Raw genomic sequence first — 15,759 nt, forward strand, 5'->3', positions numbered from 1 at the left:
TTGAAATAGGTGGCCCGGTAGTTCAGTTGGTTTAGAATGCCAGCCTGTCACGCTGGAGGTCGTGGGTTCGAACCCCATCCGGGTCGTTCACCACTAACTTGCAGAGTGGTTTTGCTGGTGTAGCTCAATCGGTAGAGCAACTGACTTGTAATCAGTAGGTTGAGGGTTCAAGTCCTTTCACCAGCTTACAAAGGTCACTTATGTCAAGTGACCTTTGATTTTTTAACCACCCCCATTATTAATAAGCGCCTATAGCTCAGCCTGGATAGAGCAACGGACTTCTAATCCGTGTGTCCGAGGTTCGAATCCTCGTAGGCGCGTATCGTTGGGGTATAGCCAAGCGGTAAGGCATCAGACTTTGACTCTGACATCTCGTAGGTTCGAATCCTGCTACCCCAGTTGGGCCGCTTCCCTTGAAAACTAAATAAAGCTCTTTATGATGGGGTATAGCCAAGTCGGTAAGGCACTAGACTCTGACTCTAGGATTCGCTGGTTCGAGTCCAGCTACCCCAGTCCATGATCCATTAGCTCAGTCGGTAGAGCACTTGACTTTTAATCAAGGTGTCCGGGGTTCGAATCCCCGATGGGTCAATCTTATGGAGAGATACCGAAGCGGTCATAACGGGGCGGTCTTGAAAACCGTTAGGGTGCAAGCCCACGGGGGTTCGAATCCCTCTCTCTCCGTAGGGCTCATGAGATTCCCGATGTGACCCCCTTTCGGGATTCTTTGGAGAAATACCCAAGTGGCTCAAGGGGCTCCCCTGCTAAGGGAGTAGGTCGTTTACTCGGCGCGGGGGTTCGAATCCCCCTTTCTCCGTAGTATGGGCCATTAGCTCAGTTGGTTAGAGCAGGCGGCTCATAACCGCCCCGTCCCGGGTTCAAGTCCCTGATGGCCCAGTAAAAAAAGTATGACAAAATGAAAATTTTGTTGTAAAATAGATTTTGTCGACTGTATGTATTTGCCCAGATAGCTCAGTCGGTAGAGCAGAGGACTGAAAATTCTCGTGTCGCTGGTTCGATTCCGGCTCTGGGCACTCCTCCGAGGCTTATGCCTCGGAGTTTTTTTTATGGATAATTATCCTAAATTGTATATAGTTTGGTATACAAACGTTTTTTTAGGGATATAATATTATTAACCAACATGGCAAATGAAAGGAGGTACTTTATAGTTGTTGGGCTTTTTTGAGAGAGACAAATAGTAATAAAACGCTTCCTTACTCAGCAATAACTTTTGTAAAGAAAACTGTGTTGTTTTTGTAGGTTGATTGTAAAATCAAGTTGAACATGTAATATGAAAAGTCCATAAGGAATCCCTTTGGTAGAATGTAAGTGATGAAAGCTTCATTCACAAGGAGGACTCCCTATGGACCACTTACATTCTACTACAACTGAACACAGGAAGGGACAACATCTTACCTTTGAGAACCGGGTTTTGATCCAAACACGCCTCAAAGATGGCTGGAGCCCTAACAGAATCGCCAAGGAGATCGGCTGTGCACCGAACACCGTCCGCAATGAGTTCAAGCGTGGAACAGTGGCACTGTATAAAGGAAATCTCCTCCGCTACAAAGCCACCTCAGGAGAAGCCGCCTACGAAGAAAACTGCAAAGCGTGTTGCCGACACTATGATTTTCTCGAGAAAGGCGAGTTTCTCTCGTTTGTTGAGAAGATATTCTTCGAAGACGGATGGGCATTAGATGCTTGTGTCGGCTATGCACTGAAAGAAGGCCTGTTCACCAGAAAAACAGAATGTTTGTACCAAGACACTCTATGGCTATGTTGACCTTGGACTGCTTGGCATCAAGAACACCAACCGTCCCAAGAAACTGCGTCGATCTTCCAAGAAGGTGAAATGCCGTAAAAAAAGCAGATTCTGGGGCGTAGCATCGAAGAAAGGCCCGTTCAAGTGAATGATCGCAGTGAGTTCGGGCACTGGGAGGCCGATCTTGTAATCGGTTCAAAGAAAAAGGATGACGATGCTCTGCTCACCATGATTGAGCGCGAGACTCGCGAGTACTGGATGATCCGTGTTCCGGGCCGGAATCCAAACGGTGTCATTGCCGCCTTAGAGGCTGTCCGTGCACAGTACAGTGACCACGGGACGATATCTTCAAGACGGTCATGACAGACAATAGATCCGAGTTCTCCATGTTGTCCGAGCCGGAAGAGTTAAGCAAAACGCTGGTGTACTTTGCCCATCTATGCCTCTTGCGAGAAGGGATCCGTGGAGCGTCACAACGGTCTGATCCGCAGATTCATCCCTAAGGGGAAACGGATCGATAGCTACACTGATGAGCAGATCGCTCAGATCGAGATTTGGTGTAACAGCCTTCCGAGGAAACTTCTGGGCTACTGTACCCCGGATGATCTCTTTGAGGACGAACTGGATCGGATCTATGCCTGTGTCGCCTGATGGCTATTCAACTGTCAATGTTCAACTTGTTATTGCAATTTACGACAGTATTTTAAGCTGTACATGGGAGAAATTGAAGGAAGAGGATAATTTCTTCGAACTATATAAGATAATTGGGAAAAGTCAGATAAATTAATAGAACCCTATGAAGCAATTGCTTCGATGTAAACATAATTTGACGTGATGTCAAAAACAATAGCTTGCTTTTTTTACTAAGCAAAGTAATCTAATTCTGAGGAGGCAATTACTATGATTGGGGAGAGAATCAAAATCCTAAGAAAAACAAAAGGTTTATCACAGGAGGAATTAGCAAAAAGTTTGTGTGTATCGAGACAAACCGTATCAAAATGGGAGAATGGAAATTCTGTGCCAGATGTGGAGGTATTAGTACGTATGGCGGATGTTTTTCAAGTCACAGCGAGTGAACTTTTAGCAGAAACGGTAGAGAAAAATTCAGATGACACATCTGTAGGAAATCAATTATCAAAGATTCGAGAAGAACTGGAGGTAAGAAATGAACGAAACAAAAGAATAAGGGGTAGAGTAAAAGCCTTTATCTTCGCTGGAATTGTAATCCTTTTAATAATCCTGCTTTTAAATGGTGCTTCATAGTAGGTTTTCTGTGGAATAGGTTGATTTCCTGAATAAGAAAAAAGTCAAAAGAACAAAGGAAGGAGATCAGGTAGGAAAAGAGTATTGGCTGCATTAATGATGCTTGTTCTTATATTACCGTCAACATGCTACTCAATGTCATATCGCGAGGGGGATAAAAAAACTAGTGGTCAAGATAACATTGCACCTTCTATAAATACGTCTATTAGTAAAAAACAACAGTACAAAGCAAATTCATATTTTAAATCATATCAAGAGGATTTTAAATCCTTTATTAATTTGAAATTGAATAATAATCTTGCGGTTTCACCTGAAAATCTTATTCAAAGCTTTATCCAAGCTAAAGGAAAAACATATGATATTAATTCCCTAATGCGTTCAACAGAAACATATACGATCTACTTAGACGATAAGAACTCGATTACATTGCAAGGGGCTTATTTTTATGTTCATAGGGAAGAGGAAGCTCCATGCACTCCAGAACGTATATCAAAAGGAGCTATTGACACAAAAAACATATCGAAGGCAAGTGCACGAAAGACTACAGGTATAAAAAAATATTACCATGCTGTTTATGCTTTGGTACTTGGACAAGAGCTTTATAGAATTACACAAGAAGCCCAATTTACATATAACGGTTCAAGCGTAACTGCTAATTATTCCGATGGCTATTATTCAAGAGGTTTTTTAAGTATTTGGCAGGTTTCAGATTTTCAAGACTCTATAAAAAGCACATTTAATGGAGCTGCGCGCGTAAAATCTTCGGCAAACTTTCATTATGGGTTAGAAATTAATGGTATTGGTTTGGTGATACAGGACCATAATTGTTGGGTAGATATTCGCTGCACTAAGAATGGCTATGTAAAAGGCTATTGTGACGGTGCCCATGGTGATCCAATTTTTGATATATTGTAAAAAAGGAATTTAAGTGAGTTGAAAGAATCCGATATGATCTTTTGGTCATATCGGATTTTTTTATTTGATGACAGAAAAAATTCTCTATGCTGAAAATAATGAAAACTGGAATACCCATCATAAAATTGATTAAAATAAAAGAAGCGGGGAGGGAGAAAATTATTCGATACTGTTTTAATCCTCTGGAAAGGGATCGATGAACCCTTTCATGATTGATCGGAGTTACCATGAAACTTGCCTTGGCCGCATTGGGCTTTATCAATGAGGACATCCGCCACAACCAAAGGGTCATTATTGACACGCTCAAGGCCAATCAGGGTCGGGCTGACCTGATCCTTTTTGGAGAGGCTTTTCTCCAGGGCTTTTATGGGCCCACCTTTGATCTTGCCCATGATCGGGAGATCGCATTGCCTGTGGATCATCCTGTTATTAACGAGATTAGAGAGGCGGCTAAGAAATTCCACACTGCAATATCCTTTGGCTTCATTGAGCGGGCAGGGGATGATTTTTATAGCACCCAGCTGACCATTGGTCCCGAAGGACAGGTCATGGATCGCTTTCGTCGGGTGTCGCCGGGTTGGAAGGAGAAGGACGCCGGTCCGAGTTACCGGGAAGGGGAGGACTTTCACGCCTTTACCTTTTTAGGCGTAAAAATGGCAACAGCTCTCTGCGGGGACCTCTGGTATGATGAGAATCTGGATAAGATTCGCGCCCTTCAGCCGGACCTTCTTCTCTGGCCGGTCTACACGGATTATCCATATAGGGACTGGAATACTTCGATAAAGTATGACTACGCCGACCGGGCTAATAAAGCCTGCGATCGGGTGGCCTATGTGAATTCTTACTGCTTGGATAAGGCCGAAGAGAATGAGATTGCCAAAGGCGGTGCCGCTTTCTTTAATAAGGGAGAGATTGAAGGCGAGATTCCCTCCGGCAATGAGGGTGTCCTTTTGGCTGAGATCGTCTGAGGTTTTGATGGAAAAGAAAAGGTTGATTGTAAAAACAAGTTAAACATGTAATATGAAAAGTCCATAAGGAATCCCTTTGGTAGAATGTAAGTGATTAAAGCTTCATTCACAAGGAGGACTCCCTATGGATCACTTACATTCTACTACAACTGAACACAGGAAGGGACAACTTCTTTCCTTTGAGCACCAGGTTTTGATCCAAACACGCCTCAAAGATGGCTGGAGCCCTAACAGAATCGCCAAGGAGATCGGCCGTGCGCTGAACACCGTCCGCAACAAGATCAAGCGTGGAACAGTAGCACTTTATAAGGGAAATCTCCTCTGCTACAAAGCCACCGCAGGAGAAGCCGCCTACGAAGAGAACTGCAAAGCGTGTTGCCGACACTATGATTGAGCGCAAGACTCGCGAGTACTGGATGATCCGTGTTCCGGGTCAGAATCCAAACGGTGTCATGGCCGCCTTAGAGGCTGTCCGTGCACAGTACAGTGACCACGGGACGATATCTTCAAGACGGTCACGACAGACAACGGATCCGAGTTCTCCATGTTGTCCGAGCCGGAAGAGTTAAGTAAAACGCTGGTGTACTTTGCCCATCTATGCCTCTTGCGAGAAGGGATCCGTAGAGCGTCACAACGGTCTGATCCGCAGATACATCCCTAAGGGGAAACGGATCGACAGCTACACTGATGAGCAGATCGCTCAGATCGAGATAATGAAAATTTTGTTGTAGAATAGATTTCGTCGACTGAAAGTATTTGCCCAGATAGCTCAGCAGACTGTTTCACGAATCGATGCTTCGCATCTCTTCGGAAACAGGTTGCATGAGACCTACCGGCCCTTCCCGCTTCGCTTTGCTCGCGGTCAGGGGGTTAGGTCTTCAAGTCGGAGCCTCCTTCGCTTTTCGCTTGGACTTCATGACTTATCGAACTGTCTGTAATTAGAAACAACTTCATATTTGCCCAGATAGCTCAGTCGGTAGAGCAGAGGACTGAAAATTCTCGTGTCGCTGGTTCGATTCCGGCTCTGGGCACTCCTCCGAGGCTTTTGCCTCGGAGTTTTTTTATGGATAATTCTCGTAACTTGTATATAGTGTGGTTTACAAACGTTTTTTTAGGGATATAATATTATTAACCAACATGGCAAATGAAAGGAGGTACTTTATAGTTGTTGGGCTTTTTTGAGAGAGAAAAATAGTGGTAAAACGCTTCCTTACTTAAGCAAAAACTTTTGTAAAGAAACACTGTGTTGTTTTTGTATTTATATTTATATTATTTTAATATCTTTGATAATAATATAAATATGTCTAAAGACTAGGAGGTTAATATGGCACTATTAAAAAGAGGTCTGGCTTCTAAAAAAAGTAAATTCTTTTTTCTTTTTCTTCTTATTTTCATGTTAAGTTCTTCAACATTTGCTTTGGCTGATTCAGAAAGCTTTAAGGATAAAATATTATTTCAAGGAAATGTCAGCTCACAAGAAAAGGAAAGAGTGACACAGGAAATTCAAGAGTATATCAAATTAACAGGTCAAGAACTGAGAGATGCGGGACAGTGGAAGGTGGTTTATGGAAGCCCCAAAACTGTAAGAAAAAGCGGTTACTGTGGCAATCAACCGTCAGGTGGAACACGGTTTAAAAGTGGTGGAGGTTTTATCATCACTACTGGGGTTGGCCCAAAAATGACTATAAATTTTTCATTTCCTTCACCTTATAAGAATATAAGTTTTGGTTTTAGTCTAGGTAGTGTTTCACAAGGAGTAACGGGTGTTTTAGTTACGGTACCTTCAACTTATTATTACTATAAAGCTCGTGCCACGTGGACAGCTACTGTTGAACCCTATGCCACATATAAAAAAGTAAATGGTAAGTGGCAATTATTTTATAGTGGTGGAAATATTTTAGAATCGAGGGATGAGTATGAAGCAGTCCGTGTCCGCTAGCAAGTGTATTTGGATCGCCATCATTGCCTTTGCCCTGGGTGCGGGTCTCATTTTTCTTATCAAACCTGGGGAAAAGACCCCGGATCCTACCGGTCTTTATCAAGAAAAACTTTCAGATTTGATGGCGGATGAGCCCGGAGTACAAATGGTTATTGATAAGGGGAAATTCATCTTTGGTACGCAAACGGAAATTATGTATGAAGGGACAGTGGAGAATAGGGACGATAATAGCTGGAAGCTGGTGAGTCCATCGAAAATCTTCCTTTTGATTCAATCGGGAGAGTGGGGATATTTGATTGATGGAGGAAAGATTTATAATCTCTATCATCCTAATAATAATGTGACCTATGTTGGTACATGGAATAAACATATTGAATAGTTGGTCATTTTTACAGTTCAAGAGAGAAAAGTTGTGCCAGGAAGGGCCAACTTTTCTCTCTTGTTTAATAGCAATGAAAAAGTTTGGAGATTATACTATACTAAAATAGTCATTTGACAGACGGCTTTAGCAAGGTAAATAACATCCTTGTTTTACAAAATAAGATAGGTAATCTAAATGAATAAGTTTCGTATATTGAAAAGAATCAAATTTTTGGTGAGACCTTGGGTAAAGGAAGAGCCATTGTTAGTCGTCAGTTATATGGTTATTTTATCGATTCTCCTACCTATTTCATCCTATTTTTACACAGTTCTTCCTCAAAAAGCCTTTTTGACTTTGGAAAAAATGGGGCTCAATGCTGCAGTTTATTCTTTTTTTCTATACTTGATCATCGGGTTTTCGTGTGATCTGTTGCCCAAGATTTTTGATGCTTTTTTTGCATGGCGAAGTCGACCTATTTTGGGTAAAATTGAAGCAAATATTTACAGGAAGGCATTAGAAACAGATCAGATAGATCTTGAATCCCCTGAATTTTACGATGCCTATAAGTTGACTACGGAATCTTTTGCAGATAAATCTTCCTCTGCGATAGGACATATCATACATATTATAAGCAGCATTTTAACTTCACTTTTTATGGGGGTCTTGATTTTTTATCAAGGTGGATGGGCACTCTTCCTAGTGCTTGTTTTCTCAATGTTTGCCATATTATCAAATATTCTATGGTCGAGTTTAGTATCAGATCGATCGATTAAGGCCGTTTCGCCGAAAAGAAAAATCGATTATATTCGTCGCCTTTTTTATGATCCTAAAGTTGTAGCTGATTTAAAATCAAGTAAAATTCGCAATGTACATTTGTAAATGATGTGAGACCAAAAAAGTAAGTTGAGATCTTGTAGCGGCGAATAACGAAGTTGACAGAATATCCTAAAGGATACGTTTTAACTGCATGAAATCTTGTTTCTAAAGTATGTGAATGATACCGCTGTGTTTTTGCTATACTGGTAGACATAGTGAGCGGCTCCGCCCCTATGAAGGGAAAAAAGTGATTGCTGGGACACTACCGTTTTGCTCAGGGAGAGGAAGAGGAATTTGCCTTTGACAATGAGGCAATGCACTACTTCGATGGCGAAAGCAAGGAGCGGATTTGACCACACCGGGGGCAAGAAAACAATGAAAAATAGGCATGAAACAGAAAAAAAAGAGAGAAGCTTAAGGGCGGCCACCTCCATTGGGAGGGAGAAAAGCCTACCGGCCGCCCTTTGGCCGGCGGCATCCTCTTCGCATCAGTCCCACACGCCGCTGGCCGCCGAACTTAAGCAGGTCGCCCATCCACGTGGCCTCGGCGTGATTTTACCGATTTTTTCCTTGCCGTCGCCTTATGGGATCGGCACCTTCGGCCAGGCGGCCTATCAATTCTGTGATTTTTTGGCAGAGGCCGGGGTCCGTTACTGGCAAGTCCTGCCCCTCGGGCCGACAAGCTATGGCGATTCTCCCTATCAAAGCTTTTCAGGCATTGCCGGCAATCCCTACTTTATTGACCTGGACTTTCTTTGCACGGAGGGTCTTTTGAAGGAGGAGGAGCTGACTGCCATCAATTTTGGGGAAGAAGTGGAGTTTATTGACTACTCGCTTCTTTATAATCAGCGCTATCGCTTACTGGAACGCGCCTTTGAACGAGCGCTGGGGGAAAGTGAACGGGTGCCGGTGCGCTCATCCAAAGCCTATGAACAAGCTCACTTGCAAGGCGACTGGGGAAGCCGGGAAAGCTTGGCGACTTTCCGAAGGAAAAATGGGGACTGGATTGAGGACTATGCCCTCTTCCAGGCCTTGAAGGCGGAGCATTTTGATGTGGAATGGACGGAGTGGACCGACTGCTACCGGGATCGTGATCCGCAAGCCCTGGCCGACTTTAGGGCTACGCATGAGAAGGCCATCCTCTTTCAGATTTTTATGCAATACCACTTCTTCCGTCAATGGGACAGTCTGAGGGCCTATGCCCATAGTCTTGGGATCGCCTTTATTGGTGATATGCCCATCTATGTTGCCCATGATTCGGCGGACACCTGGGCGGCGCAAGATGAATTCTTGCTCGATAAGCAGGGAAGGCCGCGCGTGGTCGCCGGGGCACCCCCTGATGTCTTCACCGAAGACGGCCAGCGTTGGGGCAACCCCATATATAACTGGGAAGTGATGCGCCAACGTAACTATGCCTTTTGGGTGAGGCGTTTTCGTGCCAATTTCCGCCTCTACGACATTCTTCGCTTGGATCATTTTATTGGTTTTGAGCATTATTGGTCCGTGCCGGCAGATGAGGAAACGGCGCGCAATGGTCAATGGGAACTCGGCCCTGGCTTTTCCCTTTTCAAAAAACTGGAGGAAGCCTTGGGTCCGCTGCCGATTTTGGTGGAGGACCTGGGCGTCCTCAGCCCAGAAGTCATCGCCCTGCGCGAACGCACCGGCTTTCCCGGCATGAGGCCCTTGCAGTTTGCCTTCGGTGGGGGTAGCGATTCGGACTACCTGCCCCACAACTTTGACCGCCGAACCAGCATCTATACCGGCACCCATGATAGTGAACCGCTTCGCGCCTGGTGGGAAGGCTTGGATGCTCCAACTCGAAGGCTGGTAGCAGCATATTTTTCGATTACGAGTGAGGACGAGGCACACTGGGGACTCTTGCGCGGGGCTGCTGCCTCCGTGGCCGATCTCTGTATCTTTCAGATGCAGGATATTCTCTGGACCGGTGCTTCCACCCGGACCAATCTGCCGGGCAGCTTGGGCGGCAACTGGAAATGGCGGCTTTGCCCAAACTACGCCGATCCCGCCTTAGTCGAGAAACTCCACAATCTTATTTACCTCTATGGACGCTAGCCCACCCCAAGCCTTGATTGAAGGTAGGCCAAAAAGTTAAATGGCCGTGGCCCCTGACGTCAAAATGTGGTATGCTATCATCTATTATTTTTAAAGATTTTATATGCCGGGAGGGAAACTGTGGAAGAGAAAAAGTCTGTCAAGGAGATTAAAAAGGGGGGAAGGGTCAGGAAGTGGGCCCGGATTCGGAAGGACCGGCCCAAGGGAAAGAAAAGGGACCGGTCTTTTTCCCTATTAAAACCTCAGGATGAGGTGGCGGAGCTGGGAGTCCGGATCGTCATGATCCTCCTGTCTTCAGTAGTTTATGCTTTCTATTTTAAGGCCTTCTTGACGCCCAACGGGATCCTGCCTGCCGGATTTGCCGGAACCACTCGGCTGATCCAGGAATTCGGCAAGGAATTCTTCAGCCTGGATATTCCTTATAGTCTGCCCTATATCGGCCTCAACCTTCCCTTTGCCTTGCTCTGTTTTCGAACGGTAGGCAAGAAATTTGTGGGCCTCTCCCTCCTCCAGGTCGTAACTACCTCTTTTGTCGTTGACCTCCTTCCCCCTATGCAGGTCACCGATGACCTGGTTTTGGTTGTAGTCATCTCAGCGGCCCTGAATGGGCTAGCCATGGGCCTGGCTCTTAAGGCCAATGCATCCGCCGGGGGAACGGATTTTATCGCCACCTACGTTTCCAACAAGACCGGGAAGCCCTTCTGGAATGAGATTTTCATCTTCAACCTCTGCCAGCTCCTCCTGGCCGGTCTTTTCTTCGGCTGGCGGCCGGCCCTCTATTCCATCATCTTCCAGTTCCTCTCCACCCAGGCCATCAACAAGGTCCATGAGCGCTACAAGCGCTTCACCCTCATGTTCGTGACCGACTCCGTCGAGCCCTATGCCACCGACCTCATGAAGTTGACCCAGCACGGGGTAACTTCAGTAAAGGGAGTGGGGGAGTATTCAGGTGAGGAAAGAGTCCTCCTTTATATGGTGGTCTCCAAGTCCGATATGCCTTTGATCAACCAGTATTTGGCGGAACATGGCCAAGGTGTCTTTATGAACGTCATGGATTCCCATGATTTGACGGGACGGTTCTACCTCAAGCCGCTGGACTAATTCGTTAGGAATAGCGGAGGAAAGAGAGGACCAGGGAGCCTTTCTTTGTCTCTTTGACTATCTCGAGAAAGCGGGCCTTACCCTTGTGACGGAAAGAAATCCGCTGGCCCTCCTCTATGGTGTAGTGGTCCCGGGTCATTTGGAGGCCGTCGACGTAGACCAGGCCCTCCCGGATGGCTTCCTGGGCCTTGCCCCGGGAGAGGCGGAAGAGGGTGGAGACCACCCGGTCGAGACGGAGGGAGGAGACGATGATTTGCACTTCCTCGCTCTTGGGGCGGGCTTCCTCGGGCAGGTCCTCGATGACCCGGACCTCTACCCGGGCCCTTCCCACCTGGTTAAGGTTGTCGGTGATAAAGTCGACCACATGTCCCTTGACGTAGACATAGGCCTTGTCGGGAAAGGCGATGATATCTCCGGTCACTTTCCGGTCCAGTCCCAGGCCCAGGAGGGCCCCCAGGTAGTCGGGGTGGGCCAAGTGAACAAAGGAGGGAGCCGTGGAGGTAATTTCCAATAGGGCCAGGTCCGGTTGCCCGAGACCGAAGTGGACCAGCTTTCTTTCCCAGTCCTCTTGATAGACAGTGGGTTGGGCATAAGAGAGCCGGTCTTTTATCGTCAGGAATGCAGAAAATTCCTCCGGGGTCAGGAAGTCGGAATCCAGGGGCCGGTCCTGGGTGTAGGCCATTTGGGCCAAATCTTCAAAGCGGTCAGTAATCAAGGGAACCCCTTTCTTTGCCTTTTTTTCTGAAGGATTTTTTCCGGGAAGGAGGCAAGTTATGGTATATTCTAAGATGAGCCTTTACTTAGCTTAGCATGAAAGAGAGCGACCTGGAGGCGATTCGTAAAGGAAAGGTGGAAGTACCCTTGCAGAAGCGCAATTACTATCGAGATGAGTCGTCCTTGGAACCGGCCCGCGGGTCCGAGGATGAATTCAATATCGATGAAACCAGTCCAATTCCTATTCCTAAAGCACCGAGGGCCCAGGCCTACCGGCCGGAAAGAAAAGTCAGGACGGAGGCAAGGCCAAGTTCTTCCTATCGGCCGGTCCAGGGGGTGGCAAAGGCGCCAAAAGCGCCAAAACCCAAGTCCTCCTACCGCTATCTTATGGTCCTCCTGGTGGTTTTCTTAGTGACTATTTTGTATACGGCCTACTTGTTCCGCGGTTTTATTGGCAAGGGTCCCAAGCCTGAGGCCCAGAGCCAGAAAAATTATGAACTGGTCGACCCGACTTCGGAGGGAATTTCCATCGAATAAGGGAAAGGGCGGACCCCGTCCAGCCCTTGAATTGGGCTCTTGCGGGCCCCTATGCGATGTGATACCATGATATTCAACACCGTCTGAAAGGAGATCAAGATGGAACGCTACGATGAGGTCAAGGACATTGTCCAGGACGTCCTGGGGGAAAAGGCCCAGGATATCCAACCGGATACGGACATCGTTGAGGATTTGGATGCGGATTCATTGGACCTGGTGGAAGTCGCCATGGCGATTGAAGACTATTATGGCATCGAAATCGAGGATGAGGCTATTGCTGAAATCCACACCTTGGACGACATCGTTCGGGAGCTGAACCGGATTCTCGGCGATAAGGCGATGGGTTCGGAAAAACTTTTGTAAAAGACTTGCAAATACATTTTCTGCTTGCTATACTGTTTAGGTCATCTCTTGATTGGGGAAACAAAGGGGTATAGTTCAGTTGGTAGAACGTCGGTCTCCAAAACCGGATGTCGGGGGTTCGAGTCCTCTTGCCCCTGTTTTAGGGGCCTGTAGCTCAGGTGGTTAGAGCGCACGCCTGATAAGCGTGAGGTCGTTGGTTCGAGTCCAACCAGGCCCATATTGACCCGCAGCATATGCTGTGGGTTTTTTATTGTCATCGGAAGTCCCATGGAAACCAAAGAGGAGGGTTCAATGGCTTTTGAATTGGAGGCTAGGCAAGCCGACAAACTCTTTGAGAGCTTGTCCAAAGAATACGACCTGTATGCGCCCGTCCGGACGGACGAGGAGGCCAATGACGGGGAATCCCATATCTGCTATGAGAAGGTGACGGCCTTCAAGCAAGTGGCTTGGGACCTCCTGGCTCATGAGCCCGCCAAGGTCGCCATCACCCCGGCTCGGGAGGAGATGATCCATTTTACAGAAGACCGGACTGTGGAGGATCCGGGCTTTTCCAAAAAGCGCCTGATCTTTGCCCGACCCTGCGATATTGTCTCCCAGGAAATCCAGGACAATATGTTCCTGAAAAATGGGGGAATCGTTGATAGCTACTACAAGAGGGCCCGGGACCGGGTCAAGTTCGCTATGATGGAGTGCGCCGGTGGACAGGAATCCTGTTTCTGCAATTCCATGGGCGGGGCCCATACGGATGATTGGGCTTTTGCCTGCCGGTTCTCCGAGGATGGCCTTCAAGCGGAGGTCAAGGATCCTTCCTTCGTCGCCTGCTTTGAGGAGGCCGGGGGCAAGGAGGTGGACTACGCCTTTTCCTATGTGGAAGAGGATGACAATCCGGTCGACCTGCCCGACCTTTCGGATGAGGAGCTTTATCGGGCCATCCTGAAGGACCCCCTATGGGACCTCTATGGCGGCCTCTGCGTCAACGCCCTCCAGTGCACCAAGACCTGTCCCACCTGCACCTGCTTTACGGTTATCGACCGGGCAGAGGAAGGGAAGGACCCCGTCCGCTATCGGGAATATGCCTCCTGCATGGACGATGACTATGAGAAGATGGCCAAGCAGAAGGGGATGCGGACCGACAATGCCATGCGGACCCGCTTCCGGGTTCTCCACAAGATCCATGACTACCAGGCCCGCTTCGGTGACCGGCCCATGTGCACCGGTTGCGGCCGCTGCACCCGGAACTGCCCCAAACACATCAATATGGCCATGATCATCAAGCAGGTCAATAAGGCGGTGGACCGCTTGCATAAGGAAGAAGCCGGCCAGGGAGAAGCAAAACCGGCCGGGGAGGTGGAATAATGACGGACACCATGGCGACAAAGAACCCCTACATGAGCCAGGCTCATGAAATCCTGGCCATCCGGAAGGAAACTCAAATGGAGTGGACCTTCCGCCTGGCCTATGATACGGAAAAGACCGACCCCCATCCCGGATGCTTTTATATGCTGGGCATTCCCGGAATGGGCGAAACCCCCATCTCCTTCTCCGAGAAGGGACCGGGCTACCTGGACTTCACCCTCCGCAATGTCGGCGAGGTGACCGACGCCATTTTTGCGAAGAAGCCGGGGGAGACCATCCACCTGAGAGGTCCCCTGGGCAATGGCTGGCCCATGGACCAATTCCGCGGCAAGCACATGGTCCTCATCGGCGGAGGAACCGGTGTCGCCCCCATCAAGTCCCTCATGGAGGCCGCCTACCATGACAAGGACCTCTTTTTGTCCATGACCATCGTGGTCGGCTTTCGTGACCATGAGGCCATCCTCTTTAAGGAAGCCCTGGACAAGTATGAGAAGGATGACTTCTTCACCACCCTCTATTGCCTGGACAATGAGTCCCACGAGACCTGGCGGAAGGGCTTTGTCACCGAGTATCTCAAGGAGATCCCCTTCGCTGAATTCGGCGATGACTATGCCGTCGCCCTTGTCGGCCCCCCACCCATGATGCACTTCTCCGCCCTGGAGCTCATGAAAAACGGCGTGGAGGAAGACCACATCTGGCAGTCCTTCGAGCGGAAGATGTACTGCGGCCTGGGCAAGTGTGGCCACTGCCGGATGAACCAAGACTACGTCTGCATCGACGGCCCCATCTTCAACTACACCCAAGCCAAGAAATTTGTAGACTAAGACAAGCAAGCGAAGATTGAGAAAAAGAAGCCGGACACCGTGGGGTGGCCGGCTTTTCTTTTGTGAGGTAAAATCCCGAATTTTCTCATCGTGCCGCCACCCTTGACGGCAGGACAAAATTCGCTTTTTCATCTTCGCCGACGGCGACGAACTCAGCAACTTCCCTTCCCTCCCCGTCGGCTATTTTATTGTAGCGAATTTTATCCTTAGGCCATCAAGGGCAAGCCGCCTGCGGCGGTGGCTCCTGCCTCGGGCTCTGAACTCAATGTTTTGCCTTCTACTTTCTCTTGGTGACGCTCATATCAATGCTTTGGTGTCGGATAATTAAGGTCATAGGCGACACTTGTCCGGTATTCAGACATTTTTTGCCACTACAGATCCCCCTTATCTGGCAAAATCGGGAAAAAGGGGGCCATGTGGAGCCCCCTCATCTGGTCGAATCAGGGAATAAGGAGGCCAAGCAAAGCCCCCTCATCTGGCGAAATCGAGGGGAAAGGGGGCCAAGCCGAGCCCCCTCATCTGGCTGAATCAGGGAATGAGGGGGAATAGGCGGTCCCCCTTATCCGGCGGAATCGGAAATAAGGGGGCCAATTGCCCCCGCCACCTCACCAAGCAAAAGACCCCCAGACCCAACTTGAGCGCATTGCAAATCCGAAGGATTTGCCTAAGCGAAAGTGGGTCTGGGGGTCGTCCCGCCTAAGCGAAAGTGGGTCTGGGGGTCGTCCCGCCTAAGCGAAAGTGGGTCTGGGGGTCGTCCCGCCTAAGCG

General features: G+C 48.1%; 14 protein-coding genes, 13 tRNA genes and 2 pseudogenes. 27 read left to right on the forward strand and 2 right to left on the reverse strand.

Features of this window, described 5'->3' with window-relative positions:
* The first annotated feature begins 11 nt into the window (after window positions 1–11).
* The 19 genes and pseudogenes from HGKM_RS03720 (at window position 12) to HGKM_RS08725 (ending at window position 8,087) form a co-directional block, all read left to right on the forward strand.
* Window positions 12–86 (forward strand) — tRNA-Asp (locus HGKM_RS03720).
* 27 nt (window positions 87–113) lie between these two features.
* Window positions 114–186 (forward strand) — tRNA-Thr (locus HGKM_RS03725).
* Window positions 187–245: 59 nt separating this feature from the next.
* Window positions 246–320: transfer RNA gene (locus tag HGKM_RS03730), tRNA-Arg, on the forward strand.
* Between the two features lie 6 nt (window positions 321–326).
* A tRNA-Gln gene (locus HGKM_RS03735) sits at window positions 327–399 on the forward strand.
* Between the two features lie 41 nt (window positions 400–440).
* Window positions 441–513 (forward strand) — tRNA-Gln (locus tag HGKM_RS03740).
* 5 nt (window positions 514–518) lie between these two features.
* A tRNA-Lys gene (locus HGKM_RS03745) sits at window positions 519–591 on the forward strand.
* A 7-nt stretch (window positions 592–598) separates the two neighbouring features.
* Window positions 599–684 (forward strand) — tRNA-Ser (locus HGKM_RS03750).
* A 45-nt stretch (window positions 685–729) separates the two neighbouring features.
* Window positions 730–817: transfer RNA gene (locus HGKM_RS03755), tRNA-Ser, on the forward strand.
* Between the two features lie 6 nt (window positions 818–823).
* Window positions 824–897 (forward strand) — tRNA-Ile (locus tag HGKM_RS03760).
* Window positions 898–961: 64 nt separating this feature from the next.
* Window positions 962–1,034, forward strand: a tRNA-Phe gene (locus HGKM_RS03765).
* Window positions 1,035–1,363: 329 nt separating this feature from the next.
* A pseudogene (locus HGKM_RS03770) lies at window positions 1,364–2,413 on the forward strand (IS30 family transposase).
* 249 nt (window positions 2,414–2,662) lie between these two features.
* Window positions 2,663–3,025, forward strand: coding sequence for a helix-turn-helix domain-containing protein (locus HGKM_RS03775; protein ID WP_019134007.1), 363 nt, complete (start codon window positions 2,663–2,665; stop codon window positions 3,023–3,025).
* An 84-nt stretch (window positions 3,026–3,109) separates the two neighbouring features.
* Complete coding sequence (locus tag HGKM_RS08240; RefSeq protein WP_154645915.1) at window positions 3,110–3,940, forward strand: hypothetical protein; 831 nt, start codon at window positions 3,110–3,112, stop codon at window positions 3,938–3,940.
* Window positions 3,941–4,167: 227 nt separating this feature from the next.
* Window positions 4,168–4,908, forward strand: coding sequence for a carbon-nitrogen hydrolase family protein (locus tag HGKM_RS03785; RefSeq protein WP_019134010.1), 741 nt, complete (start codon window positions 4,168–4,170; stop codon window positions 4,906–4,908).
* A gap of 124 nt (window positions 4,909–5,032) precedes the next feature.
* Entirely contained in the window at window positions 5,033–5,302 is a 270-nt protein-coding gene (locus tag HGKM_RS03790) for a helix-turn-helix domain-containing protein (protein WP_019134011.1), read from the forward strand.
* A gap of 564 nt (window positions 5,303–5,866) precedes the next feature.
* Window positions 5,867–5,939: transfer RNA gene (locus HGKM_RS03795), tRNA-Phe, on the forward strand.
* A 293-nt stretch (window positions 5,940–6,232) separates the two neighbouring features.
* Complete coding sequence (locus tag HGKM_RS03800; RefSeq protein WP_019134012.1) at window positions 6,233–6,847, forward strand: hypothetical protein; 615 nt, start codon at window positions 6,233–6,235, stop codon at window positions 6,845–6,847.
* Window positions 6,819–7,226, forward strand: a complete 408-nt coding sequence (locus HGKM_RS03805) for a hypothetical protein (protein WP_154645916.1) — start codon at window positions 6,819–6,821, stop codon at window positions 7,224–7,226. The genes HGKM_RS03800 and HGKM_RS03805 overlap by 29 nt, the downstream gene beginning before the upstream one ends.
* Window positions 7,227–7,469: 243 nt before the next feature.
* Window positions 7,470–8,087, forward strand: a complete 618-nt coding sequence (locus HGKM_RS08725; protein ID WP_034578947.1) for a hypothetical protein — start codon at window positions 7,470–7,472, stop codon at window positions 8,085–8,087.
* 25 nt (window positions 8,088–8,112) lie between these two features.
* On the opposite strand, the pseudogene HGKM_RS09030 reads toward HGKM_RS08725, so the two are convergent.
* Window positions 8,113–8,238 (reverse strand): annotated as a pseudogene (locus tag HGKM_RS09030) (IS481 family transposase); the annotation flags it as partial.
* Between the two features lie 161 nt (window positions 8,239–8,399).
* On the opposite strand from HGKM_RS09030, the gene malQ reads away from it, so the two are divergent.
* Together malQ and HGKM_RS03820 are read left to right on the forward strand one after the other, a co-directional pair.
* Window positions 8,400–10,097 carry a 4-alpha-glucanotransferase gene (gene malQ / locus HGKM_RS03815; RefSeq protein WP_081585187.1) on the forward strand — a complete coding sequence of 566 codons (1,698 nt, stop codon included), beginning with the start codon at window positions 8,400–8,402 and terminating at the stop codon, window positions 10,095–10,097.
* Window positions 10,098–10,217: 120 nt separating this feature from the next.
* Window positions 10,218–11,198, forward strand: a complete 981-nt coding sequence (locus HGKM_RS03820) for a YitT family protein (protein ID WP_019134016.1) — start codon at window positions 10,218–10,220, stop codon at window positions 11,196–11,198.
* A 4-nt stretch (window positions 11,199–11,202) separates the two neighbouring features.
* Here HGKM_RS03820 and HGKM_RS03825 read toward each other — a convergent pair whose 3' ends face one another.
* Window positions 11,203–11,913 (reverse strand): YlmH/Sll1252 family protein, encoded by a 711-nt coding sequence (locus tag HGKM_RS03825; RefSeq protein ID WP_019134017.1) that lies wholly within the window; start codon window positions 11,911–11,913, stop codon window positions 11,203–11,205.
* 146 nt (window positions 11,914–12,059) lie between these two features.
* On the opposite strand from HGKM_RS03825, the gene HGKM_RS03830 reads away from it, so the two are divergent.
* The 6 genes from HGKM_RS03830 (at window position 12,060) to HGKM_RS03855 (ending at window position 14,992) form a co-directional block, all read left to right on the forward strand.
* Complete coding sequence (locus tag HGKM_RS03830) at window positions 12,060–12,449, forward strand: hypothetical protein (protein WP_019134018.1); 390 nt, start codon at window positions 12,060–12,062, stop codon at window positions 12,447–12,449.
* A gap of 99 nt (window positions 12,450–12,548) precedes the next feature.
* Window positions 12,549–12,812, forward strand: a complete 264-nt coding sequence (locus HGKM_RS03835; RefSeq protein ID WP_019134019.1) for an acyl carrier protein — start codon at window positions 12,549–12,551, stop codon at window positions 12,810–12,812.
* 64 nt (window positions 12,813–12,876) lie between these two features.
* Window positions 12,877–12,949 (forward strand) — tRNA-Trp (locus tag HGKM_RS03840).
* Window positions 12,950–12,955: 6 nt separating this feature from the next.
* A tRNA-Ile gene (locus HGKM_RS03845) sits at window positions 12,956–13,029 on the forward strand.
* Between the two features lie 74 nt (window positions 13,030–13,103).
* A complete protein-coding gene (locus HGKM_RS03850; protein ID WP_034579514.1) occupies window positions 13,104–14,168 on the forward strand; it encodes a 4Fe-4S dicluster domain-containing protein in 1,065 nt (354 codons plus the stop codon).
* On the forward strand, window positions 14,168–14,992 hold the full coding sequence (locus HGKM_RS03855; RefSeq protein ID WP_019134021.1) for an FAD/NAD(P)-binding protein: 825 nt from the start codon (window positions 14,168–14,170) through the stop codon (window positions 14,990–14,992). Before HGKM_RS03850 ends, HGKM_RS03855 begins: the two co-directional genes overlap by 1 nt.
* The last annotated feature ends 767 nt before the right edge of the window (window positions 14,993–15,759 follow it).

This window comes from Kallipyga massiliensis ph2, from assembly GCF_000311985.1.
In the GTDB taxonomy this organism is placed as follows: domain Bacteria; phylum Bacillota; class Clostridia; order Tissierellales; family Peptoniphilaceae; genus Kallipyga; species Kallipyga massiliensis.

Excerpts from the sequence above, each read along its gene's own strand:
- HGKM_RS03775 (WP_019134007.1), top strand. The coding sequence starts at position 2,663 with ATGATTGGGGAGAGAATCAAAATCCTAAGAAAAACAAAAGGTTTATCA.
- HGKM_RS03785 (WP_019134010.1), top strand. The coding sequence starts at position 4,168 with ATGAAACTTGCCTTGGCCGCATTGGGCTTTATCAATGAGGACATCCGC.
- HGKM_RS03790 (WP_019134011.1), top strand. The coding sequence starts at position 5,033 with ATGGATCACTTACATTCTACTACAACTGAACACAGGAAGGGACAACTT.
- HGKM_RS03800 (WP_019134012.1), top strand. The coding sequence starts at position 6,233 with ATGGCACTATTAAAAAGAGGTCTGGCTTCTAAAAAAAGTAAATTCTTT.
- HGKM_RS03805 (WP_154645916.1), top strand. The coding sequence starts at position 6,819 with ATGAGTATGAAGCAGTCCGTGTCCGCTAGCAAGTGTATTTGGATCGCC.
- malQ (WP_081585187.1), top strand. The coding sequence starts at position 8,400 with ATGAAAAATAGGCATGAAACAGAAAAAAAAGAGAGAAGCTTAAGGGCG.
- HGKM_RS03835 (WP_019134019.1), top strand. The coding sequence starts at position 12,549 with ATGGAACGCTACGATGAGGTCAAGGACATTGTCCAGGACGTCCTGGGG.
- HGKM_RS03850 (WP_034579514.1), top strand. The coding sequence starts at position 13,104 with ATGGCTTTTGAATTGGAGGCTAGGCAAGCCGACAAACTCTTTGAGAGC.
- HGKM_RS03855 (WP_019134021.1), top strand. The coding sequence starts at position 14,168 with ATGACGGACACCATGGCGACAAAGAACCCCTACATGAGCCAGGCTCAT.